A 26039-nucleotide genomic window follows, 5' to 3' on the forward strand; every position below is an offset into this window, starting at 1 on the left:
CCGGGTGCGGGCGGTTCGCTACCTTGTGGAGAGTGACCATAGCTTTGGGTTGTCCATCGCCGAGATGCTGCGAGAGGTAGGACATATGCCGCCGGTGGATCCCACCGAGGTCGATTTGGTGTTCCGTGGTCGCAAAGTGGTCCGGGATCGGGCACTGATCATGGCCATCATCAACCGGACAACCGATTCCTTCTTCGACCAGGGCGCCACTTTCGGCGAAGAAGAAGCGCAGAACGCGATTAGCCGGGCCGTGGCGGCCGGCGCGGACGTCATCGACATCGGCGGTGTGCGGGCCGAAGCCGGCCCGGAGGTCAGTACCGGCGAGGAGATCGACCGCGTGGCGCCCGTCGTGCAATGGGCCAGGGAAACGTATCCGGATCTGTTTATCAGCGTCGACACCTGGCGCCGTGAAGTCGGCGAGGAAGTGTGCCGGGTCGGCGCGGACATCATCAACGACAGCTGGGCGGCGGCCGAACCGGAATTGATGGATGTCGCGGCCAAGTACGGCACCGGCTATATCTGCACGCACACCGGCGGCCAAGCGCCGCGGACGGTGCCCGTCCGGCCGCGGTACGAGGACGTGGTGGCGACCGTGGTGGAGGAAACCGTCCGGCTGGCCGAACTCGCGGCGGCCAAGGGGGTTCCGCGGGGCGGCATCCTCATCGACCCCACGCTCGGCATCCTGTACGGCAAGGACACCGACTACAACGTCACGCTGCTGCGCCACGTGCGAGCGTTCGTGGACACCGGCTGGCCGGTCCTGATGGCGATCTCGAACAAGGACTTCATCGGCGAGATCCTGGACGCGGACCTCGAGGACCGGATGGTGGGGACCTTGGCGGCCACCGCGTACGCGGCGAACGCCGGAGCGGTGATGTTCCGGGCCCATCACGTCCGCGAAACCCGCCAGGTGGCCGAGATGATCGCGACCATCAACGGCAGCCGCCCGCCGTCCCGGCCCTACCAGTGGACCGCCTGACGCGGCGCGATCTTCAAGAGCGGGACGCCTTTTCGCCGTGCACAGCGGTGTACTCGGCGGCGAGCCACGGAGCCAGGTCGTCGATGAGCATGCCGAGCACCGCCGGTGCCGCTGAGGGTGTGCGCCCGGTGGCCGCGGCGATCCGCATCTGCGGGGCACGCGCACGGTAGTAGCGGCCGAAGAGTTCGGCGGACTCGTCCAAGTCGCTGGTCCAGCCACCCCAGCGGGGCATGATCAGGGTGAACCCGGTCCGGACGATCCGGCGGGCCACGCGGCGGCTGAGCGCCCTGCGTTCGCCATCGGTGGCGGCTTCCGCGGCCCGGGTGCGCCAGTCCGCGAGCATGAGGGCGAGGTCGCCGTTCGTCTCGCGGGCGAGCAAGGACGTGGGGCGATAGCGAGGCAGCCGCACGGCGAGGTCGTCACCGAGCAGCGGGGTGCACAGGCAGGCGACGAAGAAGCCGCCGTCGTGGCGTTCGATATCGCTGAGCAGATTGCGAGTGCTGGCCAGCTGGATGCCGGTGCCGTCGATCTGGGGGAAAGCGCGGTCGAGTGCGGCCTCGATGAGGTCGGCGTCGGCGCGGTCGGCGTCGGTCGGCTCGTCGTGCAGTGCCAGCAGCAGGTCGAGGTCGGAGGTCCCGGGGACGGCGGTGCCACGGGGGATGCTGCCGTAGAGGTAGGCGCTGTGCAGCCGCGCGCCGCCGAACGTCTGGGCGATCCGCGCACGGGCGGCGTCGACGACAGCGCCGAACGCCGCCGGCACCCGGTCCAGCGCACCTTCACGGGCGATCGCGCCGTCGTGGTCCAGCCCTCGTCCGCTCATCTGCTCACTGTGACTGGGATTCGCCCACTTCGGCGACCCGGCACCGCGGTAAGCCCCGCACCTTTCTCGCCGACGGAAACGAGCCCAATGTGACGTTTGGCCAATAGAACGAGCCAAACGTCACATTGGGCCAGGTCCAGGAGGGGTGCACGGCGAAATGCCCGGCCAGGTCAGAGGGAACGGGTTCCGTCCAGGACGACCCTGCCGCCGACCTCCACCGTGCCGTCCGGCCCCGGCCTGGTCAGGATCTGCGATCCCTTGCCCTGCGCGATGTCCAGTGCCCGGCCCAGCTCGGCGGTGAGCACGATCGCGGACGCGCCGGTCGCCTCGTCCTCGACGATGCCGTCGCCCCGGCGGGGAAATCCCCTGGCCCGCACCCGGCCGGCGGCCTGCTCGCGCCACGCCCAGGCGTACAGCCAGCCCTCCCCCGGCGGCGGGCTCGGCAGGGCGTCCACCTCTTCGGCCGACGCGTGCTGCCGCATGAGCCTGCCGGGCGCCCACGCCGCGCGGCCGCTGACCCAGGTGAACTCGCCCTCCTGCCTGGTCGGCACCGGTCCCGCCGGCGGGTGCAGCACCGCCGGCCCGGTGCTCAGCCGACCCAGCAGCCAGGAGACGCCGACCAGCGGATGCCCGGCGAACGGCAGCCGCACGCTGGGCGTGTAGATGTCGACCGTGCCGGTACCGGCGTCGTCGACGAAGACGGTCTCGCTGAAGCCCAGCCGCGCGGCCACGGCCTGGCGGTCCTGTCCGGCCGCGACGGCGGGCCCGTCGAGAACCACGCCCAGCTCGTTGCCATAACGCCCGTCGGGGCCGCAGAACACGCGAAGAACATGGAGAGCTGTCACGCCACCAGGCTAACCGGGCTCGCCGGGCCGAAGACCTCGCGAGGCTCCGGGAACAGCTTGTTCAGCAGCGGGTAGGCGATGGCCGCGGTGCACAGCGTCACCACCAGGCTGAGGTCGACCCCACCCGCGATGCCGCTCAGCGGGCCCGTGATCATCGGCGTGTTCGCGCACAGCAGGCCCAGCGCGGTGGCCGGGATCCAGGCCCCCATCGCGCGCCAGTTCACCCCGTGCCGGAACCAGTAGCGCCCGCCGCGGCGGCCCTCGTTGAACACCTGCAGATCCTCGACGTCGTAGAAGCCGCGGCGTTGCACGTAGCCGATCATCATGATCACCATCCACGGCGACGTGCACAGCACGATCAGGGTGGCGAACGCGTTGATGCTGGACACCATGTCCAGCACGAAGTTGCCGACGAAGATGAACACCACGCTCAGCGAGCCGATCAGCAGCGTCGCCCGCACCCGCGACAGCCGCGGGAAGATCGAGCTGAAGTCGAGGCCGGTGCCGTACAGCGCGGTGGTGCCCGTGGACAGCCCGCCGATCAGCGCCACCACGATCAGCGGAATCGCGTACCAGAGCGGGGAAATCGCGGTCAGGCCGGTGATGTAGTCGGCCGGGTCGGCGACCAGGGTCGCGGTCGCGATGCCGAACCCGAACGGCAGCAGCGTGGCCACCTGGGCCAGGAACGGCGCCGCCAGCAGCGAACGGCGGCGGTAGGTGGCCGGGATGTAGCGCGACCAGTCGCCGAGGAAGGCGCCGAACGAGATCGGGTTCGCCAGCGTCGTGAGCACCGCCAGGATGAACGTCGGCCCGAACGTACCGAGCGCGTAGACACCGGTACCCGCGAACCCCGGGTCGAAGCTGCCACCGTAGGCGAAGCCCCCGAGCAGCATGATCACCGTGCCGAGCACCACCGCGACCCGGTTGACCAGCAGCATGAACCGGTACCCGTACAGGCAGACGACAAGCGTCGCGATCGCGATCAGGCCGTAGGCCACCGCCCGCAGTGCCGCGCCGCCGTCGAAGCCGAACAGCCGCTGCGCCGCGCCGGCCACCGCGTCCCCGCTGACCCAGACCGAGATCGCGAAGAAGGTGATCGCGGTCAGCAGCGACAGGAACGACCCGACGCACCGGCCGACCACGCCGAAGTGCGCCCCCGAGGACACCGCGTTGTTCGTCCTGGTCCGCGGCCCGAACAACGCCATCGGCGAAAGCACCAGCCCGCCGGCGACCACCCCGATCGCAACCGCGGCCACCGCCGCCCAGAAGCTCAGGCCGTACGCGATCGGCAGGGTGCCGAGGATGATCGTGGCGAAGGTGTTCGCCCCGCCGAACGCGAGCCGGAACAGGTCGCGCGGACGCGACGTCTGCTCCGCGACCGGAATCGGCGCGATCCCGTGCTGCTCGACCTCGGTGACCTTCTCACTCATGGGCGCTCCTGCTCAGGCTGCCGCGGATGTTCGGGTCACCTTAGGTTCGGCCGGCAGCTACCCGGCCTGGACGATCCGTCCCAGTCCGGGGCGGGCACGGGATCGAATGACCCAGGCCGGAATGTCAGGACGTGCACCCGGGTTGAGCGGATCATCCCGCGGAAGGAGTCCGTCCGATGCCGGCCTCGCAGTTCTCGGCCGCCGCCCAACAGGTTCTGGACCTGTTCGCGGAGGTCTTCCCGCCCGATCCGCAGGACGCGACCGTGGAGCAGCTGCGCGCGGCCGACGACCGGTTCTTCGGCAGCCAGACCCCGCCCGACGCGGTCGTCGAACCGGTGCGCGCGGGCGGGGTCCCGTCGCTCTGGGTCGGCGTGCCCGGCAGCGCGGAAGACCGGGCGGTGATCCTGTTCCACGGCGGCGGCTACCTGATGGGCTCGGCCTACGGCTGGCGGGGAGTCGCCGCGGAGATCGCGCGCGCCACCGGTTTCCGGGTGCTGGCCGTGGACTACCGCCTGGCGCCGGAGCACACCTTCCCGGCCGCGCAGCAGGATGCCGTCGCGGCCTACGAATGGGTCGCCGCCCAGCTGGGACCGCAGGCCGTGGTGCTGGCCGGCGCCTCCTCCGGCGGCAACCTCGTGCTCACCGCTCTGCACGCCATCCGGGCGAAGGGGCTGCCGATGCCGGCGGCGGCGGTCGCGGCCTCGCCGTGGACCGACATGACGCTCACCGCGGCCACCCTGGAGTCCCACGCCGACCGCGATCCCCTGGTGAGCAAGGCGATGCTCACCAGGCTGCGCGAGACCTACCTTGGCGACCACGATCCCCGGGACCCGCTGGCTTCCCCGCTCTACGGTCCGCTCGATGATCTCCCGCCGCTGCTGCTCATCGCGGGAACCGACGAAACCGTCCTCGACGACACGCGGAACTTCGCGGCGGCGGCGACGCATGCGGGAGCCACCGTGGACGTGCACCTCTACCAGGGGGTGTTCCACCTGTGGCACAACTTCCCCGCGATCATCCCGGAAGGACGCGCCGCGATCACCGAAATCGGCGCGTTCATCCGGAAACACGCCCGCCGGCGCTGGCTCACCTGGCCAGCAGTTCCTTGAGCGCGGCGTCGATGAACTCGACGTCCACCGGGTTGGCGCCACCACCGGCGAAATGGCCCCACACCCCGGGAATCACGCGGTGCTCGGCATTCGCGATGTGCCGGCAGGCCCACGCCTCGTCCTCGGGCGGGAAGTACAGATCCTTCTCCGCCGGCAGCACGATCGCCTTCGCGGTGATCGAACGCAACGCGGCGACGGTGTCCCCGTCGAACCCCGGCGTCCGGCCGACGTCGGCGTGCTGCCAGGTCCAGAGCATGGTGAGCAGGTTGTTGGCGTCGCGGTCGTCGAGGAAGAACCCTTCCCAGAAGCCGACCAGGAAGTCCTCCAGCGAGCTGTAGCCCAGTTCGCGGTAGACCCGGTCCCAGTAGAACGCCTGGGAGAAGCCCCAGCCCGCGTACACCCGCGCCGCCGCGCGCAGGCCCTTGACCGGCTGCTGCTCATACCAGCCACCGCGGAACGCGTCGTCGGCGGTGAGCGCGGCCTTGACGCCTTCGAGGAAGACCTTGTTGTGCTCGCTGGTCACCGAGGAGCCGCAGAACGGCGCGATCCGCCGCACCATTTCCGGATGGGACACCGCCCACTGGTAGGTCTGCCCGGCGCCCATCGACCAGCCGGTCACCAGCGGCAGGGTCCGGATGCCGAACCGCTCGGTGACCAGCCGGTGCTGGGCACGGACGTTGTCCGCCATGGTGACGTTCGGGAAGCGGGCCCGGTCGTACGGCGGCGGGGTGTTGCTCGGCGAGCTGGAAAGGCCGTTGCCGAGCATGTTCGGCACGATGATGAAGTACCTGGCCGGATCCAGCGCCATGCCCTCGCCGATCAGCCATTCGTTGTCCCAGTGCCGGCCCGAGTACCAGGTCGGGTAGACGATCGCGTTGCCCTTGTCCGCATCGAGCGTTCCGTAGGTCTGATACGCCAGCCGGGCACCGCGCAGCGTCGCGCCCTGTTGCAGAACGAAGTCACCGAGGTCGAAGATCTCGTGGTCGTGCACCGCATCCACCTTCCACGTGAAGAATGATCCTTTCCCGGACTCTAACCACCACAGGGCCGCGCGGGCCCGCGCATCGGACGGTCCGCGCCCGTGCGAAAATCGGAGAATGCACGACAGCGGCGCCTTTCCCTTGCCGGCACCGGCCGGGGAGACCGGACGGACGTTCCATCCGGTCGCCCGGTGGGCCTGTGGCCTTGCCACGCTGGTGACCTGCCTCTGGTTCTCCGCGGACATCGCCACCATCGCGATCGAAAGCGATCCCCTGGAGACAGCGGGCGCGAACGGGCAGTTCAACGTCGCCGAGCGGCAACTGATCGCCTCCGCCCTGTTCGGCGTGCTCGGGATCGGCGGATTCCGTACCTTTCTGCGCAAACAACCCGTGTCCGGCTGGCTACTGTGCGCCGCCGCCGCGCCTTTGTGGGGAACCGGCACCATTCTGGGCTGGTTCTGAGCCCGAACCTTCGCCTGGGCCCTGGCGTGGAACCGTCCGAACCTAGGAGAAGCATGGCCGCGAGTTTCGAGGCGAGCAGCCGCCTCACCGCCTTCGGCAACCAGTTGATCGAAGTGCACATCTGGCTTCGCGAGCAGTTGGAAGACCTCCGGGACAACGTCGACGCCTATTTCGACGGCCGGGGCCTGCCGCCGCGGGACCTCCGGGTGCACTGCCTGTCCTTCTGCACCGCCCTGACCCGCCACCACACCGGCGAAGACCGCGGCGCGTTCCCGGTGATCGCCGAGGAGTTCCCCGAACTGCGCCAGGTGATCACCGAGCTGAAGACCGACCACAACCGGATCGACTGGATACTGGGCAGCCTGGAGAAACTGCTCCGCGACCTCCCGGATGACCCGGACGCGGCGACGGCGGCGCGCGTGCGGGCCGAACTGGAGGGCCTGTCGGCGATCATGGAGACGCATTTCACCTACGAGGAGAAGAAGCTGATCTCCGTGCTCAACTCGATGAACGTGCCGCAGTGGCGTGCGGACCGGCCCGACTTCCTGCTCTCCGGGCAGGACGACCACGACGAGCAGTAGCCCTAACCGTCCACTGTGGAGGCCAAAGTGAGTACAGAGCAGCCGGCAACCGGGCAGGGCATCACGGCGATCGACGTCTACTGGCGTCCTGGCTGCCCGTTCTGCATGGCGCTGGCGCGCCCGCTGCGCCGCAGCGGGCTGCCGGTGCGGGAGTTCAACATCTGGGAAGATCCCGAGGCCGCGGCCAGGGTGCGCTCGGTCGCGGACGGCAACGAAACCGTGCCGACGGTGTTCATCGGGCCGCACGCCATGGTGAACCCGAGCTTCGGTCAGCTGGAGTCCGCGGTGCGCGAGCACGCACCCGAGTTGCTCGACGCGGCGCAGCCCGTCCGCCGCGGTTTCTGGCCGTTCCGCCGCGCTCGGTGAGCGGCCAGGAACTCCGCGTCAGGCAGCGGAATCCGGGCACCCGAAAAAGGAATACACTTTTACCGGAGAACTGTTCGAACGCGGACACGAGCACCACCGAGCTCGCCTGCCCGTCGTCGAAACTCGTTGGACAGGCACCACTTCACCGCCGTATACACTGATCAAGACGGCCGCATCATCGCCGACGCCGGGTTCCCCCGGCCATCGGCGGGGTAGCGGCACGCGTCGAGCAGCGCCGCTCGGCGGCGCCATCTCCCCGCTACCCCGATTCCGTGAGGTACCCACCCATGTCCACCCCCACGACCGACACGACCACCGCCGACCGCGAGGCACCACCGCCGCGGTCCGGTCCGCTGATCGCCGTGCTGGTCGTCTCCGCGTTCGTGATGATCCTCAACGAGACCGTGCTCAGCGTCGCGTTGCGGGACCTCACCGTCGACCTCGGCGTCTCGACCACCACGGTGCAGTGGCTGACCAGCGGCTTCCTGCTGACCATGGCGGTGGTCATCCCGACCACCGGGTTCCTGCTCGAACGCTTCACCCCGCGCCAGGTCTTCCTCACCTCGCTGACCCTGTTCAGCCTCGGCACCCTGGTCAGCGGGCTCGCACCGGGCTTCGGGATGCTGCTGGCCGGCCGGGTCGTGCAGGCCTGCGGTACCGCCGTGATGCTGCCGCTGCTGATGACCTCGGTGATGCGGCTGGTGCCGGCGCACCGGCGCGGCGCGACGATGGGCACGATCACCATCGTGATCGCCGTCGCCCCGGCGATCGGGCCGACGATCGGTGGCGCGGTGCTGTCTTCGCTGGACTGGCGCTGGATGTTCTGGATCGTGCTGCCGCTGGCGGTGGCCGCGCTGGCCATCGGAGCGGCCTGGTTCCGGCTGGAGAGCCAGACCCGCGCGGTGCCGCTGGACCTGCCGTCGGTGCTGCTGTCCGCGGTCGGGTTCGGCGGGGTGCTCTACGGCCTGTCCACGGTCGGCGAGTCCGCCGGCGGGACCCATCCGGTGCCGCCATGGGCCTCGATCACGGCGGGAGTCGTCGCGCTCGCGGTATTCGCGTGGCGCCAGACCCGGTTGCAGCGCGACGACCGCGCGCTGCTCGACCTGCGCCCGTTCACCCACCGCAGCTTCGTCGTCGCACTGGTGCTGACCGCGCTGCTGTTCGTGTGCCTGCTCGGCGTCGCGACCATCATGCTGCCGCTGTACCTGCAGACCGTGCTGCACACCAGCACCTTCGTCAGCGGCCTTGCCGTGCTACCGGGCGGACTGGCGCTCGGCCTGCTCGGCCGCCCGGTCGGGGCGCTGTTCGATCGGTTCGGCGCCAGGCCGCTGGTGATCCCCGGCGCGGTGGCGATGGCGGTGTCGGTGTGGTTGTTCGCCGCGCTCGGCCCCGGCTCGCCGCTGGCCGCGGTGATCGCCATCCACGTCCTGCTGATGGCCGGCCTCGGCTTCATGATGACCCCGCTGATGACCGAGTCGCTCGGCGTGCTGCCCGATCACCTTTATTCGCACGGCAGCGCGATCCTGGCCACCCTCCAGCAGGTCGCCGGCGCGTTCGGCACGGCGGTCTTCGTCAGCGTGGCCACCCTCGGCAGCGCCGACCCGTCCGGCAGCCCGGACGCGAGCGGGTTGCGCACCGCGTTCATCGTCGCCGGCGTCGTCGGTGTGTTCGCGGTGATCGCGTCGCTGTTCATCCGCCGCACCCCGGCCACCGAATCCACCGTGCCCACCGAAGCCAGCGAATCCACCGAGGTGGCCGACGCGGTCAGCTCCTGATCAGCGGTCGAGGCCGGATACGAGCGCGTCCAGGCCGTCTTTGATCGACTCCAGGCTGTTGCCCTCTTCGTGGCGCTGGAGGGTGAACAGGCCGGCGGCCAGCGGAGCGAGCAGCGCGTCGGCCAGGTAGTCGGCCCGCGTTCGCCGGCCGGCCTCGGTGAGCAGGGCGGCGAGGTGCTGCCGGTGCACCTCGTACGGCCCGGTGCGGAAGCGCCGGCCGGGTGTCATGGTCGCTTCGGCCGCCGCCATCAGCGGGGCGTAGGTATCCAGGACGTCGGCGTACGCGTGCAGGAAGGCGCGAATGCGCTCGGGCGCCGGGGCGCCCGGTCCCAGCGGCGGCGGCCCGGCCCGCATGGCGTCCTGGAGCTGCTGTTCGCGGTGGATCATCAGCGCCTCCACCAAACCGCCCTGGTCGCCGAAGCGCCGGTAGACGGTGCCGACCCCCACGTCCGCCGCGGCGGCCACCGCGTTCATCGACAGTGCGGCCACCCCGCGGGAGTTGACCAGCGACTCGGCCACGGCGAGTAGTTCGGCGTGGGTCTTCGCGGCGTTGGCCCGTTCCCGAGCCGGTCTTTCCGGCGGTTCCGGTGACTTGGACGCCTTGGGCAAGTTGGGCAAGTTGGGCACTGCCACCTCCACGGCTTGACAAAACGGATAGCTATCAGCTTACCTGGTCGACAGGAAGCTGATAGCTATCCGTTTGGAGGTGTGTCGTGGGCCGTGCCCTGCCGGTGCTGTGCGCGGCGCAGTTCATGGTCGTGCTGGACGCGACGATCGTGACCGTCGCCCTGCCCACCGTCGGTGCCGAGCTCGGGTTCACCGAATCCGGTCTCCAGTACGTGATCTCCTTGTACGCGCTCAGTTTCGGGGCGCTGCTGCTCAGCGCCGGGCGGCTGGCCGACCGGCTCGGCCGCCGCCGGACGCTGGTCGCGGGCCTGGCCGCGTTCACCGTCGCGTCGCTCGCCTGCGGCCTCGCCGTCAGCGGCGAAATGCTGCTGGTGGCCCGGTTCGCGCAGGGAGCCGGGGCCGCGCTGGTGTCGGCGGCCGCGCTCGCGCTGGTGCTGACGGTCTTCCCCGACCCCCGCGGGCGGGCGCGAGCACTCGGCGCGTGGGGCGCGGTCGGCGGTGCGGCGGGCGACTCCGGGCTGCTGGTCGGCGGCGCGCTGACCGACACCGCCGGCTGGCGCTGGGTCTTCCTGATCAACGTGCCGGCCGGGCTGTGGGCCGGACTGCGCGCGGGCCGGGTGCTGAGCGAGTCACGAGGACCGCGGCAGGCTCCCGACCTCGCCGGCTCGGCGCTGTCCGTGGCCGGGCTGGGGACGCTGATCGTGGGGCTGACCCGCGCTACCGAGCCGGGCACCACGGCCGTCTCGACCATCGCCACCTTGGCCGCCGCGGTGGTCCTGCTGGTCGCTTTCGCGGTGCGCCAGACCAGGGTGTCGAACCCGCTCCTGCCACCGCGACTGCTGGCCGCACCCGGTACCGGGCTCGCCAACGCGGCCATGCTCGTCCTCGCCGGCGTGGTGGCCACCGCGCTGTTCTTCACCACGCTCTACGTCCAGCGAACGCTCGGGCTGAGTCCACTGCTCACCGGTCTCGGTTTCCTCCCCAACAGCGCGCTGGTGCTCGCCGGGTCGGCGCTGGCCGCGCGGTTGGTCCCGGCGCTGGGGGCACGTCGCGTGCTGACGGCGGGGCTGGCACTGACCGGGCTCGGTTCGGCGCTGCTCGGGATGTTCGCCAGACCGGACGGTGACTACTGGGGAACCGTGCTGCCGGGCTTCGCGCTGAGCGGTTTCGGCCTCGGGATCGCCTTCGTCGCCGCGACCGTCGGCGCCACCGCGAACGTCACCGACGACGACCGGGGAGTCGCCTCCGGTGTGGTGAACACCGCGCAGCAGATCGGTTTCGCCCTGGGCATCGCCGTGCTCACCACGGTCGCTTCGGCCGTCACCGCACACGCCGGCTCCGTCATCTCCGGCTACCGGGCCGGGCACCTCACCGGCACCGCGCTCGCCGCCGGCACCGCTGTCGTCGTGCTGGCCGCCGGCCACCGATCAGGAAAGGACCTGTTGTGAACCCAAATCCCGTACGCATCGGCATCATCACCGCCAGCACCCGAGAAGGCCGGTTCGGCCCGGTCGTCGCCCGCTGGTTCACCGACCGGGCCGGCCGGCGTGCCGACCTCACGATCGACTCGATCGACCTCGCCGAAGTGCCGCTCCCGGTCGTGCACCAGGCACACCCGGTGACCACCGGCGAGTACCCCTCCGCCGACGTGCGCGCCTTCGCCGAGCGCATCGGGAACGCCGACGCGTACGTCATCGTCACGCCCGAGTACAACCACAGCTTCCCGGCGTCGCTCAAGCTCGCCATCGACTCCGTCTACCTGGAATGGCAGGCGAAACCGGTCGGCTTCGTCTCGTACGGCGGGTTCGCCGGTGGGCTGCGGGCGGTCGAACCGTTGCGCTGCGTCTTCGCCGAACTGCACGCCGCGACGATCCGGGAAACCGTCAGCTTCTACCTTGCGCCGCAACAGTTCGACGAGCACGGCGAACCCCACGACCGGGCCGGCACCGACGCCGCCGCGACCGCCCTGCTGGACCAGCTCACCTGGTGGGCGAAGGCGCTGCGCCACGCCCGCGCCGAAAGCCCCTACCCCGGCTAGGCACGCCGGTCGCGATCCGGCTGTCGGAGTCGAAAGTGGACGCCCCCGACCGGCCATCGCGAGTACTTAGTTTAGGCTACCCTCATGCCTGCGGAAGACGTGCTGCTCGACGGCCATGACCTGGTCCTGGCGCATCACGAACAAGCCGTGGTGGAAGGCGTATCCCTCGAGCTTCGCACCGGCACCGTGACGGCGCTGGTCGGCCCCAACGGCTCCGGCAAGTCGACGCTCCTGCGCTCCCTGGCCCGCCTGCACCGGCCCCGCGAGGGCAAGGTGCGGCTCGGCGACCGGGCCGTCTGGGGGCCGAACGCGTTGTCCGGCAAGGAGTTCGCCCGCAACGTAACGCTGCTCACCCAGCAGCGCCCCACCCCCACCGGGGTTTCCGTCCGCGACGTCGTCTCCTACGGCCGCTACCCGTACCGCTCCGGCTGGCGCGGGATGGACACCGACGGGGCCGAGGCGATCCGCCGGGCGATGGAGCTGACCGGCGTGACCGCGATGGCCGAACGGGGTGTGGACGAGCTGTCGGGCGGCGAGCTACAGCGGGTGTGGCTGGCGTCCTGCCTCGCGCAGCAGACCTCGGTGCTGCTGCTCGACGAGCCAACCAACCATCTCGACCTGCGCTACCAGGTGGAGATCCTGGATGTGGTCCGCGATCTGGCCGACGAAGGCGTCGCGGTCGGTGTGGTGCTGCACGACCTCGACCACGCGGCGATCATCGCCGACCACGTCGTGCTGCTGGGCGAGGGAAGGATCATGGCCTCCGGCGGCATCGGGCAGGTGCTCACCGCCGAACACCTCTCGCTGGCCTACGGCGTAACCGTCCATGTCGCGAACGACCCGGTCACGGGCGCGATCCACTGCAGGCCACTCGGGCGGCACACGCCCCGGCCCGCCTGAGAAAACCAGGAAGAAGCATGCGCGTACTGACCCCTGCCCTGATCGCGGCGGCGATCCTGCTGTCGGCCTGCGGGACCACCGAAACCCCGGCGTCCGCGCCGAGCGAGAGCGCCGGCGCCCCGGTGACGGTGATCGACTCGCGCGGTAAGGCCGTCAACCTCAAGGCCCCCGCGAAACGCGTGGTGGTGCTGGAATGGGGCGAGACCGAGATGGTCACCTCGCTCGGGGTGATGCCGGTCGGCGCCGCGGACACCGCGGGCTACAACACCTGGGACAAGACCGCCCCGCTCACCGCGGAGGTCAAGGACGTCGGCAAGCGCAACGAGCCCAGCGTGGACGCGATCGTCGGGCTGAACCCCGAGGTGGTCATCATGGCCGCCGAGCGCGACTCGACCCTGGTGCCGCAGCTGGAGAAGTACGTGCCGGTCGTGGTCACCAAGTCCAGCGACGCGAGCCGCAACCTGGACCGGCTGCGCGAGGACGTCGAGCTGATCGCGAAGACCGTCGGCAAGGAGGCCGAAGCTGGCCGCCTGCTGTCCGAAATGGACACCAAGCTCGCGGACGGCAGGAAGGCCGTCGAGGCCAAGGGCGCCACCGGCACGCCGTTCCTGATGGCCGACGGCTGGCTGGAGGGCAGCACGGTCAGCATCCGCCCGTTCGGCAAGGGTTCCCTGGTCTCCGACATCGCCGAGGCCGTGGGCATGCGCAACGCCTGGACCGGTCAGGTCGACCCGCAGTGGGGCCTCGGCCAGACCGACGTCGAGGGCCTGACCGCGATCACCGACCCGAAAACCATGCTGTTCTACAGCGCCTCCGAAGAGGACGTGTTCAGCACCGGGCTGGCGCAGAACCCGGTGTGGCAGCGGCTGCCGTTCGTGACCTCGAACAAGATCACCAAGCTGGCGCCGGGCACCTGGATCTTCGGTGGCCCCAAGTCCGTCATCGGCATCGCCGACCAGTTCGCGAAGGCCGCCACCGCCTGATGACCACCCGAGTGCGTGCGCCGCAAGCCGTGCGCACGGCCGTGGTGGCGGCGGTGCTGGTGGCGGGGATCGCCGTGCTCTCCGCTGTCCACCTGACGCAGGGCACGTCGTCGGCGGGCGTGCTGGACATCGTCAAGGCCATCTTCGGCGAGGGTGACGCGCAAACCCATGCGGTGCTTGAAGGTTCGCGTATCCCCCGGCTGCTCGCCGCACTGCTGGTCGGCGTCGCGCTGGGCGTCGCGGGGGCGGGAATGCAGTCCGTGGCAAGGAACCCGCTCGCCTCGCCGGACACGCTCGCGGTCAACGCGGGCGCCCATTTCGCGGTCGTCGCGATCGCCGCGTTCGGGCTCAGCCTGCCCGCGCTGCCCGCGGGCGCGGCCGCGTTCGGCGGCGGGCTCGGCGCGGCCGTCATCGTGCTGGGGCTCGCCGGCGGCGGTTCGGCTGGTCCGCGGCTGGTGCTCGTCGGCTCGGCCGTGATGCTGGCGTGCCAGTCGCTGACGATCCTGCTGCTGCTGATGTTCGAGCAGGAGACGACCGGCCTGTTCGCCTGGGGCAGCGGCTCGCTGACGGTCAGCGATCTCGGTGCCACCGCCCAGCTGACGCCGGTGGTGGTGTTCGCCGTCGCGGCGCTCATCGCGATGGGGCACAAGCTGGACATCCTCGCCCTCGGCGACGACAACGCGACCGTGCTCGGCCTGCGGGTGCGCCGGACCAGGGTGAGCGCGGTGCTGCTGACCGTGGCGCTGACCGCCGCCGCGGTCACCGTCGCCGGCCCGGTCGGGTTCGTCGGGCTGAGCGCGCCGGTGATCACCCGGCTGCTGGTGCCGCTCGCCAAACACCGGATGCTGCTGCCGTTGTCCGGCCTGGTCGGCGTGGTCACCGTGCTCGGCGCGGACGTGGTGCTGCGCGCGGCGATGGGTTCGGCCGACGCGGTGCGGGTGCCGACCGGGGTGGTCACCACGATTGTCGGCGCCGTCGTCCTGGTCTGGCTGGCCCGGCGCGGCCGGGCAAGCGGTTCGCGCCGCCCAGCCCCGGCCGGGCGCGTCGGGGTGGCCGGGTCGCGGCGCAGGCTGGTGCTGACCACCGCCGGTCTGGTGGTGCTGCTCGTCGCCGCCCCCGTGGCCGGGCTGATGCTCGGTGACCGGATGGTGCTGCTCGGCGATCTGGCGAACTGGTTCACCGGCCGCACCGGCACCGCGCTGACCTTCGTGCTCGACCAGCGGCTGCCCAGGGTGCTGGCCGCGCTGGCGGCCGGTGCGGCGCTCGCGGTCGCGGGCTGCGGGATCCAGTCGGTGAGCCGGAACCCGCTCGCCGAGCCCGGTCTGCTCGGCATCACCGCCGGCGCCGGACTCGGCGCGATCACCCTGATCACCGTCGTCCCGATGGCGGGCGCCTGGCAGATCGCGGGTGCCGCCGGTGCCGGCGCCACCGTCGTGTTCGCGCTCGTCTACGGACTCGCCTGGCGGTCCGGGCTGGACTCCGACCGGCTGGTGATCATCGGCATCGCGGTATGGTCGGCCGGGATGGCGCTGATCACGCTGCTGATCACCGTCTCCGATCCGTGGAACTCGGCCAAGGCGCTGACCTGGCTTTCCGGCTCGACCTACGGCCGCACCCTGGAGCAGGTGCTGCCGGTCGTGCTGGCGCTGGCGGTGCTGACCCCGTTGCTCTGGGCCCGGCACCGCGAACTGGACCTGCACAGCCTGGACGAAGACACCCCGAGGGTGCTGGGGATGCGCATCGAACGGTCCCGCCTGGTGATCCTGGTTGCCGCGGGCGCGCTGGCCGCGACGGCGGTGTCGGCGATCGGGGTGGTCGCGTTCGTCGGGCTCGTCGCCCCGCATCTGGCGCGGTCGCTGGTGGGCGGCAGGCACGCCAGGGTGCTCCCGGTGGCGGCGGCGCTCGGTGCGGTGCTGGTGAGCGTGGCGGACACGGCGGGCCGGACGGTCATCGCGCCCGCCCAGATCCCCGCGGGTCTGGTCATCGCCCTCGTCGGCACGCCGTACTTCGTGCTCGTCCTCTGGCGGACCCGAACCTGAAGCCGCGGCTCAGGACTCCTCCGGGGCCGCCCCGGCCGAGAGCAGCCTCGCTGCCAGCGCGCGGCAACGATTCCTCAGCTCGGGCGGGTCGAGTACCTCGAACTCGTGCCCCAGCAGGACCATGTGCATGAGCACGAAGTCGAGGCTGGCGGCGCCGCTGAGCACCTCGCAGCGCTCGCTCCCCCGCGATCGCACAGCGCCCGCCGACGCCGGGATCTGCTCGCGCACCGTGTCCGCCGGCGCGTGCACGAGGAAGCGTGCCTGGTGTTGGTAGGCCCGGCTCGCCACACCCTCTTGCACGTAGGTCGCCGCGTCCGGGGCCGCGCGCGGACGGAAGCGCCAGGTCCGCGCGGACACCTCGGTCATCCGGTCGACGCGGAAGCTGCGCCAGCCGTCGCGATCGAGGTCGTAGGCGAGCAGGTACCAGCGCCGGTCGGAGGCGACCAGGCGGTAGGGCTCGACCCGCCGCCGTCGCAAGTCGCCGCTGGACGGGTAGTCGAAGCCGGTCTCGACCTCGTCGCGGCAGGCTCTGGCCAGCGTCATGAGCACCTCGGGGTCGACCAGCGTGCGGCCTCCGCCGAAGGACTCCACCGAGCCGGAAAGCGCGCGCACCTCGTGCCGCAGCCGGGTGGGCAGCACCCGGTCGAGCTTGGTCAGCGCCCGTAGCGCGGCGTCGCCGGCACTGGCGACCGCGCCACCCGCGCCGGCGAGCAGCGAGACCGCGGTGGCGATCGCCTCCTCGTCGTCGAGCAGCAGCGGCGGCAGGTCCTGCCCGGGGCCGAGCTGGTAGCCGCCGCCGACACCCTGGCTGGCCTGCACCGGATAGCCGAGCGTGCGCAGCCGCTCGACATCACGGCGGACCGTGCGCGCGGTGACCCCGAGCCGGCCGGCGAGCTCGGGCCCGGTCCAGACCTGCCGCTGCTGCAGCAGCCCGAGCAGGGTGAGCACCCGTTCCGTCGTCCCCCGCTCGGCACCGTCCATTTCGCTCACTCCGCCAAGATAGCGGACCGATCCTGTCCGCTAGGGCGGTAAGGATTACTCCATGAACACGAAGAGCCGCGACATTCAGATCACCTTCGACGCCCACGACCCGCGGGCACTGTCGTCCTTCTGGCGCGACGCACTGGGCTATTGCTACCCCGGCCCGCCCGGGGTCGAGCTGCCCGAGGGCGCCGACCCGCTGGCCGCGTGGGACGACTTCCTCGCGCAGATCGGCGTACCCGAGGAGCAGCGCAACGCCCGATCGGCCGTCGAGGACCCGGACGGGCAGGGCCCACGGCTGTTCTTCCAGCAGGTTCCGGAGGACAAGGTCGCCAAGAATCGCGTCCACCTCGACATCCGCGCGGCCCCCGGGCTGCAGGGCGAAGAGCGGATGGCGGCGCTGGAAGCGGAATGCGACCGGCTCGTCGCACTCGGCGCGACCCGGGTACGCCGCGACGAGGCCGCTCCGTTGAGCCCCGGCCACATCGTGATGACCGACCCCGAGGGCAACGAGTTCTGCCTGGACTAGTGGCGGCCGTCACACATCCGGGCGGGGTGCCCGCGGTGTCAGCGGGGCATGAAACTCGAGGTACTGGACAAGACCCTCCACAAAGGACGGACCCGGTGCGCCGGCACCAGCAAGCCGTGGCTCGGCCTGCTGGTGCCGGCGGTGGTGCTGGTGGCCGCCATGCTGGCCGGCAGGTCCGGTGGCTATGTCGACCTGCAGGTGTACCGGTCCGGGGTGCGGGCACTGCTGGCGGGCCGCGATCTCTACGGCGAGCTGCCGCCGACCACGACCGGGTCGGTGCTGCCCTACATCTACCCGCCGTTCTCCGCGCTGGTGCTGACCCCGATGGCGCTGACCCCATGGCCGGTCGCCGCCACCGGCACGCTGCTGCTGTCGGCCGTCGCGCTGGCGGTGACCCTGTACATGGTGATCCGCCGGGTCCGGCCGGGCTGGGGCGGGCAGGCCGCGCTGGTGGCGAGCGCGGTGGCGCTGCCGGCCGCGCTGGTGCTCGAACCCGTCCGGTCCACCCTGGGATTCGGCCAGGTGAACCTGTGGCTGATGGCGCTGGTGGCCACCGACTGCCTCGGCCGGCCGCCGTGGCCACGCGGGCTGCTGATCGGGCTGGCCGCGGCGATCAAGGTCACCCCGGCCGCGTTCCTGCTGTTCTTCCTGGTGCGCAAGGACTTCCGTACGGTACGCACCATCGTGCTGACCGGCGCGGGGGCGACCGCGGCGGCCGTGCTGGTCGCTCCGGCGGCCTCGCTGCGGTACTGGACCGACGTGGTGTTCGGGGCGTCCGGGATGAGCGGCTCGCCGTACGCCACCAACCAGACGATCGTGGCCGAGCTGAACCGGCTGGGGCTCCCCTCGCCTGGGCACCTGCTGCTCGGCGGCCTGCTCGTGCTGCTGGTGGTGGCGGCCGCGGTGGTGATCATGAAACGGGTGGACGCGCCGACGGCGATGGTCGTCAACGCCACCGCGGCACTGGTGATCTCGCCGATCTCGTGGTCGCACCACTGGGTTTGGATCGTGCCCGCGCTGGTGCTGCTGGCGGCGCGCGCACGGTCGGCGCGCACACGGCTCCTGGTCGTGCTGCTCGCGGTGGTCTTCCTGATCGGCCCGCACACGATGGTGGCCTCGGATCGGAACCGCGAACTGGACTGGAACCTGGGGCAGCACCTGCTCGGCAACGGCTACCTGCTGCTCGCGCTGGCCGGACTGGGCTGGTTCGCCTGGCGGCTCAGACTCCGGCCGTCCGGCACGATGACCTGACGGCCAAGCAGCCACACGCCGCTATGTCGTGCGTCACACAACCGTCGTCGGGGCCGGCGGTGTCATGGTCGGTGAGGGGGTGAGCCGGGTGCGGAGCGAGGACGAGCAGCGGTACACCGAGTACGTGACCGCGCGGCTGCCGGCGCTGCACCGGATCGCCTACCTGCTCTGCGGTGACCCGCACCGGGCGGACGACATCGTGCAGGCCGCCATCACCAGGCTCTACGTGCACTGGCGCAAGGCGGCCGCCGCCGACAACCTGGACGCCTACGTCCGCACCATCGTGGTCCGCACCTTCCTCAACGAGCAGCGCCGCGGCTGGGCGGCCAGGGTGCGCCTGACCGGCCGCCCGGACCAGACCCCGCTACCCGCCGCCCCACCGGGCCCGGACCGGGAGGCCAAGGCCGTCCTGCACGCGGCGCTGGCCAGGGTGCCACCGCGGCAGCGGGCCGCGCTGGTGCTGCGCTTCCTCTGCGACCTGCCGATCGCCGAGGTCGCCCGGCAGCTCGGCTGCTCGCAGGGCAACGTGAAGAGCCTGACCTCGAACGGACTTGGCGCGCTGCGGCGACAGCTCGGCGAACGCCCGCTGACCGCGTTGGGGATGGAGTGATGATGGAGCAGGACGGTCACCGGCTGCTCGCGCCGCTGCGCGACGTCGAGACGGCCACCGGCGGCGGGGTGGACCTGGCCAGTGCGATCCGCGCCGGTCGGCGCCGACGTCGCGGGCGATCGCTGGCCGCCGTCGCGATGGTCGTGCTGATCACCGCCGGGGTCACCGTTTTCGCCGGCTGGACACGGAATCCGGCCGACCTGCCGGTGGCCGCGGCGCCAGGCGAGTTCGACGTGCTGACCCGGGAGCTGCGGGTCGGCTCGGCCGCCGGGTTCACCCCGTACGCCTATCAGAACACGCGTTTCCGCCAGGTCGTGCAGCTCAAACGGGCCGGTACCGCCGATCCCGCGACCCCGGCTGCCACGGTGACCCTGTTCCCCCGCGGCGGGCTGACCGAGACCAGGGGCGAAGCCGCGCCCGAGGTCTACGGCCGTTCCGCGGTCTGGCTCGACCCGGCCGAGCCAGGCCGGGTCGAGCTGGGCTGGCAGTGGGGCGACGGGGCGTGGGCGGTCGCGAACGTGCCGGCCACCGGCGACGATCCCCGCACGCAGGCCTACCGGGTCGCGGAGAGCGTGACCACCGGGGTGTCCGACCCGGTGGTGGTCCCGTTCGAGCTGCCGCTGCCCGCCGGCGCGCCGCTGGCCGGGGTGGACCAGCGCTACGGCGCGTCGGACCGGCAGCCGTCGACCCGGCTGCGCTACGACGAACGCGGTGCCGCGTCGGACGCGATCTCGGTCGGCATCCGCCCTGCCGACCCCGGCATGACCGCCAACACCGAGATCAACGGGCGGCTGTCCAAAGTGGACGACACCAGCGCGACGATCCTCGACCTCGGCGGCGGGGTCGCCGCCTACGCCTCGGTGGACCGACCCGGCCGCGCCCCCGCCGCGCTCCTGCGCGACCTGGCCGCGTCCGTGCGCCTGAACTGACCTATGGATCTCGTATGGTCCGGCGATCGGCTCCGGATCGGTGCCGGCGGGTAGATCTGAGGGCCGCTATCACACGCTGTCACGCGCAGAACGGCCTGAGAAAGAGGATCACGCATGACCACTCGCCCCTCTCGACGCACCGTGCTCGGCATGGCGGGAGCCGCCGGTGCCGCCGTCATCTCCGGTGCGGCCCCGGCGATCGCCAAGGCCGCCCAGACCAGTACCGACTCCACGTCCGGCCGGATACCCGACGACCTCAAGCCGGGCGGCGCACTCGACCGGCTGGTGGCGGACCTGGCCGCCAAGGACGAGTTCTCCGGCAGCCTGCTGCTGACCCACCGGGGCAGGCCCGTGCTGGCCCGCTCGTACGGCATGGCCAACAAGGCGCAGTCGGTCCCCAACGGACCGGACACCATCTTCGGCCTCGCGTCGGTGACCAAGCTGCTCACCGCGATCGCGGTCGCCCAGCTGGTGCAGCGGCGCAAGATCGCCTACGGCGACCCGCTCGGCCGCCACGTCAGCGGTTTCCCCGCCGAGATCGCGGACACGGTGACCGTGCACCACCTGCTCACCCACGGCTCCGGCCTCGGCGACTTCCACGCGATGCCGGGCTACTGGGAAACCGCGCGGACCTGGACCACCGTCGAACAGGTCGTGGCCGGCACCACGGACTTCGTCCGGCGGTCCACCCTCGCCTTCCCGCCCGGTGCCGGCGACCTGTACAGCAACTCCGGGTTCCACCTGCTCGGCGAGATCGTGGCCAGTGCATCGGGACAGTCCTTTTTCGACTATCAGCGCGAGCACATCTTCCGGCCGGCCGGCATGACCGGCTCGGACTTCTACACCACAGCACAATGGCGCGGCGACAAGCGCATCGCGCGGCCCTACCGCAAGGAGGAGTCGGGCGAGCGGGTCGACACCATCGACGAGCACGTGTTCATCGGCACCGGGCCCGGTGGCGCCTTCTCCACCTGCGCCGACATGGACCGCCTCGTGCGCGCCCTGCTGGGCGACAAGCTGCTCGAACCGGCGTTCACCGGGCTCCTCCTCGACGGGAAGCTGCCGATCGGCGGACCACGGCCACGCGCAGGTACCGCGGCGGAGCCGGGCGAGCAGGACCGGCCGACCGGCTTCAAGGCCTACGGCGGAATAGCCAGCCTCACCGACCGGAACGAGTGGAACTACGGGCTTTCCGGTGGCAGCACAGGCGGCGCGTCGACCGACCTCGGGATGTATCCGGACCGCGGCTGGGTGTCGGTGATCCTCAGCAACTACCAGGCACAGACCGTGCAGCCGATCGCGAGCCTGGCCCGCCGGCTGATCAACCAGTAGCCGGCGGCGCCCCGGCGTGTCCGGATCATGCGGCTTTGGGGGTGGCGCGCATGAAGACGTACACGCACGGGGTGCCGTCGACCAGCGTGGAGAAGACCACCGGGCTGTAGGTCTCGCCGCCGAGGTTGAACGGTGCGGCGAAGACCGTCGGCGACAGCGGCACCAGCTCCGCTTCCAGCGGCGGGGACACGTCTTTGAGCCCGTCGACGAACTCGTAGCGGATGCGGGCGCCGGTATCGCCCCGGCTGATGGTGGTGATCACTCCCGCGCGCCGGTAGCTGCCCAGCAGCGGTGCCAGGTCCACCTCGGGCGGGTTCGCCGGCGGGGCGAACGGGGCCGGCGTACGTGCCCCGGTCAGCTCGGCCAGTAGCTCGGCGAACAGGTCGGTGTAGAGCCTGGCGACGTCGCCGCCGTTGGTGAGCAGCACGATCGCCACGCCCGTCTGCGGGATGACGCGGAGGTAGGAGTGCTGCGAGACGGCGCTGCCGTCGTGGCCGAAGCCGAAGACCCCGTTCCAGTCGTGCAGGGTCCAGCCGAGACCCCAGGCGTCCGCGGACATGGTCCACTTGTCCGGGCTGTCCACCTCGCGCCGTTGCATGGCGGCGACCGAGGCGGCGGACAGGACCCGGGTGCCGTCCTCGGCGACCCCGCCGTCCAGGTGCATCTTGGCGAAGCGGGCCACGTCACCGGCCGAGACGATGACCCGGCCGTACGGCCCCGCCGAGCGCGGCATCAGGTCCCAGGCAGGGGCCGGTTCGGGATCTTGCCCCGGCCCGCCGATGTGGCCCATGGCCGCGCGGAACCGCAGCGCCTCCTCCGGCAGGGTCATCGAGTGCTCCAGCCCGAGCGGGCTGAACAGCCGGTCCTTCAGCGCCCGGTCCCAGGTCTGCCCGGTGCGCACCTCGATGAGCCGGCCGAGCACGGCGTAACCGAGGCTGCCGTAGGAGAACGCCGTGCCCGGCGGGCAGGCCGGCGCCACCTCCCTGGCGGCCGCGACGTACTTGGCCAGGCAGTCGTCGCCCCGCCCGGAGTCGTACTGGAAGTCGTTGGTCACCCCGCCGGTGTGCGACAGCAGCTGGCGGATGGTGATCTTCCCGGTGGCCTCCGGGTCCGGGGTGCCGAACTCCGGCAGCACGCCGACCACCGGCGCGTCCAGGTCCAGCTCGCCGGCGTCGACCAATTGCATTACCAGCGTGGCGGTGTAGGCCTTGGCGAGCGACCCGGCCAGGAACACCGAACCGGGGGTCGCGGGCACCCCGGTCCCCCGGTGCAGCACGCCGCTGGCCAGCTCGTGCACGGTGCCGCCGGCCAGCACGGCCAGCGTCGCCGCCGGGACGTGATGGGCGGCGCGCAGCTCGTCGAGCCTGGCCTGCCACCGGTCGACGTCGAATCGCGGTGCTGTTATTTGCGGTGCTGCCATGACGGGAATCCCTTCTCCGACCTGCACATCGAACAGTGTGCGGACAACCGCACACCGTACGGACACCGTGCCATGTTCGCAAGGACGTACACTGTTCGGGCAGCTGCGAGCGAGGGCGAGGAGACCGGATGCCGGCCGAAGAACAGCCGTTTCCCTCGGTGTGGACCCGTCCCCCACGGCAGCGGCGGGAACAGCCGTCGCTGAGCCGGGAGCAGATCGTCGCCGCGGCGCTGCGGTTGATGGACGCCGAGGGCATCGACGCGCTGAGCATGCGCAAACTCGGCACCCTGCTCAATGCCGGGGCAACCTCGATGTACACGCACGTGGCCAACAAGGACGAGCTGATCGAGCTGGTCGTGGACGAGGTCTACGGCGAGGTCGAGCTACCGGTTCCCGGCGCGGACTGGCTGGCGGCCGTCACCGGCTGCGCGCACAGCATCCGGGCGACGGTGCTGCGCCACCCGTGGCTCGTCTCCGTGCTCGGCGAGGCGGGCGTGGCCTATCTCGGGCCGAACCTGATCCGGCTGACCGAAGCCATTCTCGCCGTGTTCGAGGAAGGCGGCTTCCCGTTGGAGGCGGCCGACCAGGCGATGAACACCGTCTTCGCCTACGTCATCGGGTTGTCGACCAGTGAAGCCGCGTGGCTGACCACGCTGGCGCGCAGCGGACAGGGCGAGCAGGAGTGGGCCGAGCGCCTCTGGCCCGCCGCCGAACGAGCGGTGCGGGACCACCCGCGACAGCGCAGGCTGTATGCCGCACAGCGAGGCCAGAATCTGGCGGCCACCCGCGACGGCGAGTTCGCGGTCGGGCTCGACTGCGTGCTGCACGGCCTCGCGGCCCGTCTGATCCCCACCAGCTGACCTGCCGGTACGCGGTCAAAGCAGGCGGGACATGAAGGTGCTGTTGGGATCCGCGACGTAGTCGCCGAACGGCCCGCACGGCGCGAAGCCCGCGCCGGCGTAGAGCGCCCTGGCGGGGGCGAAGAAGTCCATGCTGCCGGTTTCCAGCGAAATGCGCGTGACACCGCGGGTTCTGGCGTCGTCGAGGAGATGCTCGAGCATCCTGCGCGCGATGCCTTCGCCCCGCCGCGCCGGATCGGTGCGCATGCTCTTCAGTTCTTCGTGCCCCGGCTTCAGTTCCGTCAACGCCGCGGTGCCGACGATCTCGTCGCCATCGCACCCGATCCACAGCCGGACCGAAGGATCGGCCAGTTCGGCCAGGCTCAGCGCGTGCTGGCTCTCCACCGGCGCCGTGGGCGCGATGTCGTCCAGGTGCGCCTGCAGGAACGCCCGGACCCGCGGGTCGCCCAGGTCGGCGCGCACGATCTTCATCCGCATGCGCCGATCTTGCCACGGCCCAGCGCCCGCTCAGTCCGGCGGCGGATAGGGCACCAGGCTGCTGGCGTGGCGCAGTTCGCAGCTTTCGCAGCTGAGGCCGATCGCGAAGGTCTTGCCGGGATCGCCGTGCCCACCCGCGCCGCGGGTAACCGTGCGGGCGAGTGGCAGACTGGCGTTTGGAGATGTCGCCGGCCTGGTCGACCCGGACGAACGAGAACGGCAGCACGAGCGCGCCGGCGTAGTAGTTGGCCAGCCCAATCCGCGCCAGCCGCCGCGCCGTTTCCCCGCTGTAGGGCCAGTTCCCGGCCAACCGGCCGCTCACGTCGCCGGCCTCCAGCACCGCCGGTTCCGAGGCGAGCCGGAAGGCCTCGCCGGGATGCAGCCGCAGTTCGGCGGCGAGCTTCTCGGCGGGCTCGTCCACTAGTGCTCTGTCCATGAAACCTATCTGGACAGAGCACTAGAAAGGTGGTGGCTCGTCGGTGATCTTCGGAGGTGGTGGCGGATCGAGCAGTGGTTCGGGTCTGGTGGTGTAGGTGCGGCCGGTGGGGGTGGTGACCGTTAAATCGGCCGTTTCGGGGTCGAACTCGAATTTCCAGCCGGGCTCGTCTTTCAAGCGGTGGTGGTGACGGCACAGGCAGCACAGGTTCTGTTCGCAGGTGTCCCCGTTTTCCGACCACGGCGTGCAATGGTCCGCGTCGCACCGTTGCGCGGGGCGGTTGCAGCCCGGTGCACGGCAGGTGCGATCCCGCACTCGGACCAGTTCGGCCAAGTCCGCCGGTGGCCGATACCTCTTGCGGCCGATATCGCGGACGGTGCCCGACACCGGATCGGTCAGCACCTTCCGCCACACCGAACCGGGCTGGTTCATGACCTGGCGGCCGATCTCACCGGGGATCGGGCCATGACCGACCAGCTCACAGCCGTCATCGCGGATACCCAACGCGGTATCGAGCGGGATATGGATGAACACCTGAGCAGCCAAGCCTTCCCAGCCCTTGCCGAGCAGCAACTCCGCCAGCACATCGGCTCGAAGCTGGTCCATCGTGCGGGTTTCATCGCCACCGCGGAGCTTCCGGGCGAGCATGTCGATGCGGGCATACACGGCGGTCGCGATTTCGACCGGGAGGTAGGCCCACAGTGAGGCCATCGCGTCGGGCTCGTGGTGCAACTCGACCCGCCGCTGCTTCCTGCGGGCTTCAGCCCGCGCCTGCTGGCCTTCCGGATCGAGACTCGCCACCACGCGAGTCACCGTTTTCCGCCAGTTGCTCGGATTCTTCTCACCAATCCGCGCCGACAGAATCTCATCCGCCTGACGGGCCAATTCGTCCGACAACACCGCCACCCCATCAAACGCCTGACGAGCCTTCTCGATATCCAACTCGCCCTCGGTCATCGCGGCCAACAGACATGGCATCCGGGACACCAACGCTTTCGCCAAGGCTACCCGGGTTGCGGTCGTTTCACGGGACAACCGCAACTCCGGCGCCAACTCATCCGCCACCCACCGCGCACCACCACGAGCACGGCTGACCTGCGCGATCGCCTGAGCCTGCACCGCCTGCATACGACAGATCGCCCGCCGAGCCGAGATCACCACCCCCACCGCCTGCGACACATCGAGCCGCTCAATCGACGCCGCATTCATCGACGACAACCAATCCGGCGGCAACATACTGAAATCAACATACAACATGCGAACCCCCGTAGTTTCGAATG

The 26039-nt window shown here is 70.9% G+C and carries 26 protein-coding genes and 1 pseudogene; 17 read left to right on the forward strand and 10 right to left on the reverse strand.

What is annotated here, in order from left to right; translation table 11 throughout:
- Nucleotides 1-85: 85 nt before the first annotated feature.
- Entirely contained in the window at nucleotides 86-979 is an 894-nt protein-coding gene (gene folP / locus AMYNI_RS0100930; protein ID WP_020666078.1) for a dihydropteroate synthase, read from the forward strand.
- A 13-nt stretch (nucleotides 980-992) separates the two neighbouring features.
- Here folP and AMYNI_RS49925 read toward each other — a convergent pair whose 3' ends face one another.
- From AMYNI_RS49925 to AMYNI_RS0100945, 3 genes are all read right to left on the reverse strand, one after another.
- Nucleotides 993-1799 carry a hypothetical protein gene (locus AMYNI_RS49925; protein ID WP_020666079.1) on the reverse strand — a complete coding sequence of 269 codons (807 nt, stop codon included), beginning with the start codon at nucleotides 1797-1799 and terminating at the stop codon, nucleotides 993-995.
- A 170-nt stretch (nucleotides 1800-1969) separates the two neighbouring features.
- Nucleotides 1970-2644, reverse strand: a complete 675-nt coding sequence (locus tag AMYNI_RS0100940) for a PhzF family phenazine biosynthesis protein (RefSeq protein WP_026359916.1) — start codon at nucleotides 2642-2644, stop codon at nucleotides 1970-1972.
- Nucleotides 2641-4074 (reverse strand): purine-cytosine permease family protein, encoded by a 1434-nt coding sequence (locus AMYNI_RS0100945; RefSeq protein WP_020666081.1) that lies wholly within the window; start codon nucleotides 4072-4074, stop codon nucleotides 2641-2643. Before AMYNI_RS0100945 ends, AMYNI_RS0100940 begins: the two co-directional genes overlap by 4 nt.
- Before the next feature lie 176 nt (nucleotides 4075-4250).
- Here AMYNI_RS0100945 and AMYNI_RS43205 point away from each other — a divergent pair, with 176 nt between their 5' ends.
- The gene (locus tag AMYNI_RS43205; RefSeq protein WP_020666082.1) at nucleotides 4251-5183 is read left to right on the forward strand and encodes an alpha/beta fold hydrolase; all 933 of its coding nucleotides are present in this window, start codon (nucleotides 4251-4253) and stop codon (nucleotides 5181-5183) included.
- Here the strand turns inward: AMYNI_RS43205 and AMYNI_RS0100955 are convergent.
- Nucleotides 5161-6183: an alpha/beta fold hydrolase gene (locus AMYNI_RS0100955; RefSeq protein WP_020666083.1), complete on the reverse strand. Its 1023-nt coding sequence runs from the start codon at nucleotides 6181-6183 to the stop codon at nucleotides 5161-5163. The two genes, AMYNI_RS43205 and AMYNI_RS0100955, sit on opposite strands and share 23 nt — an antisense overlap.
- Before the next feature lie 97 nt (nucleotides 6184-6280).
- Here AMYNI_RS0100955 and AMYNI_RS0100960 point away from each other — a divergent pair, with 97 nt between their 5' ends.
- The 4 genes from AMYNI_RS0100960 to AMYNI_RS0100975 all read left to right on the forward strand — a co-directional run bounded on the left by AMYNI_RS0100960 (nucleotide 6281) and on the right by AMYNI_RS0100975 (nucleotide 9347).
- The gene (locus tag AMYNI_RS0100960; protein WP_020666084.1) at nucleotides 6281-6625 is read left to right on the forward strand and encodes a hypothetical protein; all 345 of its coding nucleotides are present in this window, start codon (nucleotides 6281-6283) and stop codon (nucleotides 6623-6625) included.
- Between the two features lie 53 nt (nucleotides 6626-6678).
- Nucleotides 6679-7206: a hemerythrin domain-containing protein gene (locus tag AMYNI_RS0100965; RefSeq protein ID WP_020666085.1), complete on the forward strand. Its 528-nt coding sequence runs from the start codon at nucleotides 6679-6681 to the stop codon at nucleotides 7204-7206.
- Nucleotides 7207-7233: 27 nt separating this feature from the next.
- Nucleotides 7234-7572, forward strand: coding sequence for a glutaredoxin domain-containing protein (locus AMYNI_RS0100970; protein WP_281170243.1), 339 nt, complete (start codon nucleotides 7234-7236; stop codon nucleotides 7570-7572).
- Between the two features lie 287 nt (nucleotides 7573-7859).
- Nucleotides 7860-9347, forward strand: a complete 1488-nt coding sequence (locus AMYNI_RS0100975; protein ID WP_020666087.1) for a DHA2 family efflux MFS transporter permease subunit — start codon at nucleotides 7860-7862, stop codon at nucleotides 9345-9347.
- On the opposite strand, the gene AMYNI_RS0100980 is transcribed toward AMYNI_RS0100975, so the two are convergent.
- Nucleotides 9348-9974: a TetR/AcrR family transcriptional regulator gene (locus AMYNI_RS0100980; protein ID WP_245573842.1), complete on the reverse strand. Its 627-nt coding sequence runs from the start codon at nucleotides 9972-9974 to the stop codon at nucleotides 9348-9350.
- Nucleotides 9975-10060: 86 nt separating this feature from the next.
- Between AMYNI_RS0100980 and AMYNI_RS43210 the strand changes: the two genes are divergently transcribed.
- The 5 genes from AMYNI_RS43210 (at nucleotide 10061) to AMYNI_RS0101005 (ending at nucleotide 15934) form a co-directional block, all read left to right on the forward strand.
- Nucleotides 10061-11422 (forward strand): MFS transporter, encoded by a 1362-nt coding sequence (locus tag AMYNI_RS43210; RefSeq protein ID WP_020666089.1) that lies wholly within the window; start codon nucleotides 10061-10063, stop codon nucleotides 11420-11422.
- A complete protein-coding gene (locus AMYNI_RS0100990) occupies nucleotides 11419-12012 on the forward strand; it encodes an NADPH-dependent FMN reductase (protein WP_020666090.1) in 594 nt (197 codons plus the stop codon). Before AMYNI_RS43210 ends, AMYNI_RS0100990 begins: the two co-directional genes overlap by 4 nt.
- Before the next feature lie 84 nt (nucleotides 12013-12096).
- Nucleotides 12097-12912, forward strand: coding sequence for an ABC transporter ATP-binding protein (locus tag AMYNI_RS0100995; protein WP_026359918.1), 816 nt, complete (start codon nucleotides 12097-12099; stop codon nucleotides 12910-12912).
- A 17-nt stretch (nucleotides 12913-12929) separates the two neighbouring features.
- On the forward strand, nucleotides 12930-13895 hold the full coding sequence (locus tag AMYNI_RS0101000; protein ID WP_020666092.1) for an ABC transporter substrate-binding protein: 966 nt from the start codon (nucleotides 12930-12932) through the stop codon (nucleotides 13893-13895).
- Complete coding sequence (locus AMYNI_RS0101005) at nucleotides 13895-15934, forward strand: iron ABC transporter permease (RefSeq protein WP_020666093.1); 2040 nt, start codon at nucleotides 13895-13897, stop codon at nucleotides 15932-15934. Before AMYNI_RS0101000 ends, AMYNI_RS0101005 begins: the two co-directional genes overlap by 1 nt.
- A gap of 9 nt (nucleotides 15935-15943) precedes the next feature.
- Here the strand turns inward: AMYNI_RS0101005 and AMYNI_RS0101010 are convergent, their stop codons facing one another.
- A complete protein-coding gene (locus tag AMYNI_RS0101010; protein WP_020666094.1) occupies nucleotides 15944-16915 on the reverse strand; it encodes a helix-turn-helix transcriptional regulator in 972 nt (323 codons plus the stop codon).
- 61 nt (nucleotides 16916-16976) lie between these two features.
- Here AMYNI_RS0101010 and AMYNI_RS0101015 point away from each other — a divergent pair, with 61 nt between their 5' ends.
- The 5 genes from AMYNI_RS0101015 (at nucleotide 16977) to AMYNI_RS0101035 (ending at nucleotide 21566) form a co-directional block, all read left to right on the forward strand.
- Nucleotides 16977-17444, forward strand: coding sequence for a VOC family protein (locus AMYNI_RS0101015; RefSeq protein WP_020666095.1), 468 nt, complete (start codon nucleotides 16977-16979; stop codon nucleotides 17442-17444).
- A 48-nt stretch (nucleotides 17445-17492) separates the two neighbouring features.
- Nucleotides 17493-18695, forward strand: coding sequence for a glycosyltransferase 87 family protein (locus AMYNI_RS43215; RefSeq protein WP_020666096.1), 1203 nt, complete (start codon nucleotides 17493-17495; stop codon nucleotides 18693-18695).
- 79 nt (nucleotides 18696-18774) lie between these two features.
- Nucleotides 18775-19305: a SigE family RNA polymerase sigma factor gene (locus tag AMYNI_RS0101025; protein ID WP_245573843.1), complete on the forward strand. Its 531-nt coding sequence runs from the start codon at nucleotides 18775-18777 to the stop codon at nucleotides 19303-19305.
- A 2-nt stretch (nucleotides 19306-19307) separates the two neighbouring features.
- Nucleotides 19308-20234 (forward strand): hypothetical protein, encoded by a 927-nt coding sequence (locus AMYNI_RS0101030; RefSeq protein ID WP_040405416.1) that lies wholly within the window; start codon nucleotides 19308-19310, stop codon nucleotides 20232-20234.
- Nucleotides 20235-20348: 114 nt separating this feature from the next.
- Nucleotides 20349-21566, forward strand: a complete 1218-nt coding sequence (locus AMYNI_RS0101035) for a serine hydrolase domain-containing protein (protein WP_026359919.1) — start codon at nucleotides 20349-20351, stop codon at nucleotides 21564-21566.
- Between the two features lie 25 nt (nucleotides 21567-21591).
- Here AMYNI_RS0101035 and AMYNI_RS0101040 read toward each other — a convergent pair whose 3' ends face one another.
- Entirely contained in the window at nucleotides 21592-22986 is a 1395-nt protein-coding gene (locus AMYNI_RS0101040) for a serine hydrolase domain-containing protein (RefSeq protein WP_020666100.1), read from the reverse strand.
- Nucleotides 22987-23114: 128 nt separating this feature from the next.
- On the opposite strand from AMYNI_RS0101040, the gene AMYNI_RS0101045 reads away from it, so the two are divergent.
- Nucleotides 23115-23846: a TetR/AcrR family transcriptional regulator gene (locus tag AMYNI_RS0101045; protein WP_020666101.1), complete on the forward strand. Its 732-nt coding sequence runs from the start codon at nucleotides 23115-23117 to the stop codon at nucleotides 23844-23846.
- A 15-nt stretch (nucleotides 23847-23861) separates the two neighbouring features.
- Here the strand turns inward: AMYNI_RS0101045 and AMYNI_RS0101050 are convergent, their stop codons facing one another.
- The 3 genes and pseudogenes from AMYNI_RS0101050 to AMYNI_RS47895 form a co-directional block, all read right to left on the reverse strand.
- The gene (locus AMYNI_RS0101050) at nucleotides 23862-24323 is read right to left on the reverse strand and encodes a GNAT family N-acetyltransferase (RefSeq protein ID WP_020666102.1); all 462 of its coding nucleotides are present in this window, start codon (nucleotides 24321-24323) and stop codon (nucleotides 23862-23864) included.
- A 51-nt stretch (nucleotides 24324-24374) separates the two neighbouring features.
- Nucleotides 24375-24726: pseudogene (locus AMYNI_RS47890) on the reverse strand (short-chain fatty acyl-CoA regulator family protein); the annotation flags it as partial.
- Between the two features lie 54 nt (nucleotides 24727-24780).
- Nucleotides 24781-26016: an HNH endonuclease signature motif containing protein gene (locus tag AMYNI_RS47895; RefSeq protein ID WP_084628195.1), complete on the reverse strand. Its 1236-nt coding sequence runs from the start codon at nucleotides 26014-26016 to the stop codon at nucleotides 24781-24783.
- Nucleotides 26017-26039: the final 23 nt, after the last annotated feature.

It is taken from the genome of Amycolatopsis nigrescens CSC17Ta-90, assembly GCF_000384315.1.
GTDB classification, from domain to species: domain Bacteria; phylum Actinomycetota; class Actinomycetes; order Mycobacteriales; family Pseudonocardiaceae; genus Amycolatopsis; species Amycolatopsis nigrescens.

Bases quoted from the DNA above. Each gene is read 5' to 3' on its own strand.
- folP (WP_020666078.1), top strand. From the start codon at position 86: ATGCCGCCGGTGGATCCCACCGAGGTCGATTTGGTGTTCCGTGGTCGC.
- AMYNI_RS49925 (WP_020666079.1), bottom strand. From the start codon at position 1,799: ATGAGCGGACGAGGGCTGGACCACGACGGCGCGATCGCCCGTGAAGGT.
- AMYNI_RS0100945 (WP_020666081.1), bottom strand. From the start codon at position 4,074: ATGAGTGAGAAGGTCACCGAGGTCGAGCAGCACGGGATCGCGCCGATT.
- AMYNI_RS43205 (WP_020666082.1), top strand. From the start codon at position 4,251: ATGCCGGCCTCGCAGTTCTCGGCCGCCGCCCAACAGGTTCTGGACCTG.
- AMYNI_RS0100960 (WP_020666084.1), top strand. From the start codon at position 6,281: ATGCACGACAGCGGCGCCTTTCCCTTGCCGGCACCGGCCGGGGAGACC.
- AMYNI_RS0100965 (WP_020666085.1), top strand. From the start codon at position 6,679: ATGGCCGCGAGTTTCGAGGCGAGCAGCCGCCTCACCGCCTTCGGCAAC.
- AMYNI_RS0100975 (WP_020666087.1), top strand. From the start codon at position 7,860: ATGTCCACCCCCACGACCGACACGACCACCGCCGACCGCGAGGCACCA.
- AMYNI_RS0100995 (WP_026359918.1), top strand. From the start codon at position 12,097: ATGCCTGCGGAAGACGTGCTGCTCGACGGCCATGACCTGGTCCTGGCG.
- AMYNI_RS0101000 (WP_020666092.1), top strand. From the start codon at position 12,930: ATGCGCGTACTGACCCCTGCCCTGATCGCGGCGGCGATCCTGCTGTCG.
- AMYNI_RS0101005 (WP_020666093.1), top strand. From the start codon at position 13,895: ATGACCACCCGAGTGCGTGCGCCGCAAGCCGTGCGCACGGCCGTGGTG.
- AMYNI_RS0101010 (WP_020666094.1), bottom strand. From the start codon at position 16,915: ATGGACGGTGCCGAGCGGGGGACGACGGAACGGGTGCTCACCCTGCTC.
- AMYNI_RS0101015 (WP_020666095.1), top strand. From the start codon at position 16,977: ATGAACACGAAGAGCCGCGACATTCAGATCACCTTCGACGCCCACGAC.
- AMYNI_RS43215 (WP_020666096.1), top strand. From the start codon at position 17,493: ATGAAACTCGAGGTACTGGACAAGACCCTCCACAAAGGACGGACCCGG.
- AMYNI_RS0101030 (WP_040405416.1), top strand. From the start codon at position 19,308: ATGGAGCAGGACGGTCACCGGCTGCTCGCGCCGCTGCGCGACGTCGAG.
- AMYNI_RS0101035 (WP_026359919.1), top strand. From the start codon at position 20,349: ATGACCACTCGCCCCTCTCGACGCACCGTGCTCGGCATGGCGGGAGCC.
- AMYNI_RS0101040 (WP_020666100.1), bottom strand. From the start codon at position 22,986: ATGGCAGCACCGCAAATAACAGCACCGCGATTCGACGTCGACCGGTGG.
- AMYNI_RS0101045 (WP_020666101.1), top strand. From the start codon at position 23,115: ATGCCGGCCGAAGAACAGCCGTTTCCCTCGGTGTGGACCCGTCCCCCA.
- AMYNI_RS0101050 (WP_020666102.1), bottom strand. From the start codon at position 24,323: ATGCGGATGAAGATCGTGCGCGCCGACCTGGGCGACCCGCGGGTCCGG.
- AMYNI_RS47895 (WP_084628195.1), bottom strand. From the start codon at position 26,016: ATGTTGTATGTTGATTTCAGTATGTTGCCGCCGGATTGGTTGTCGTCG.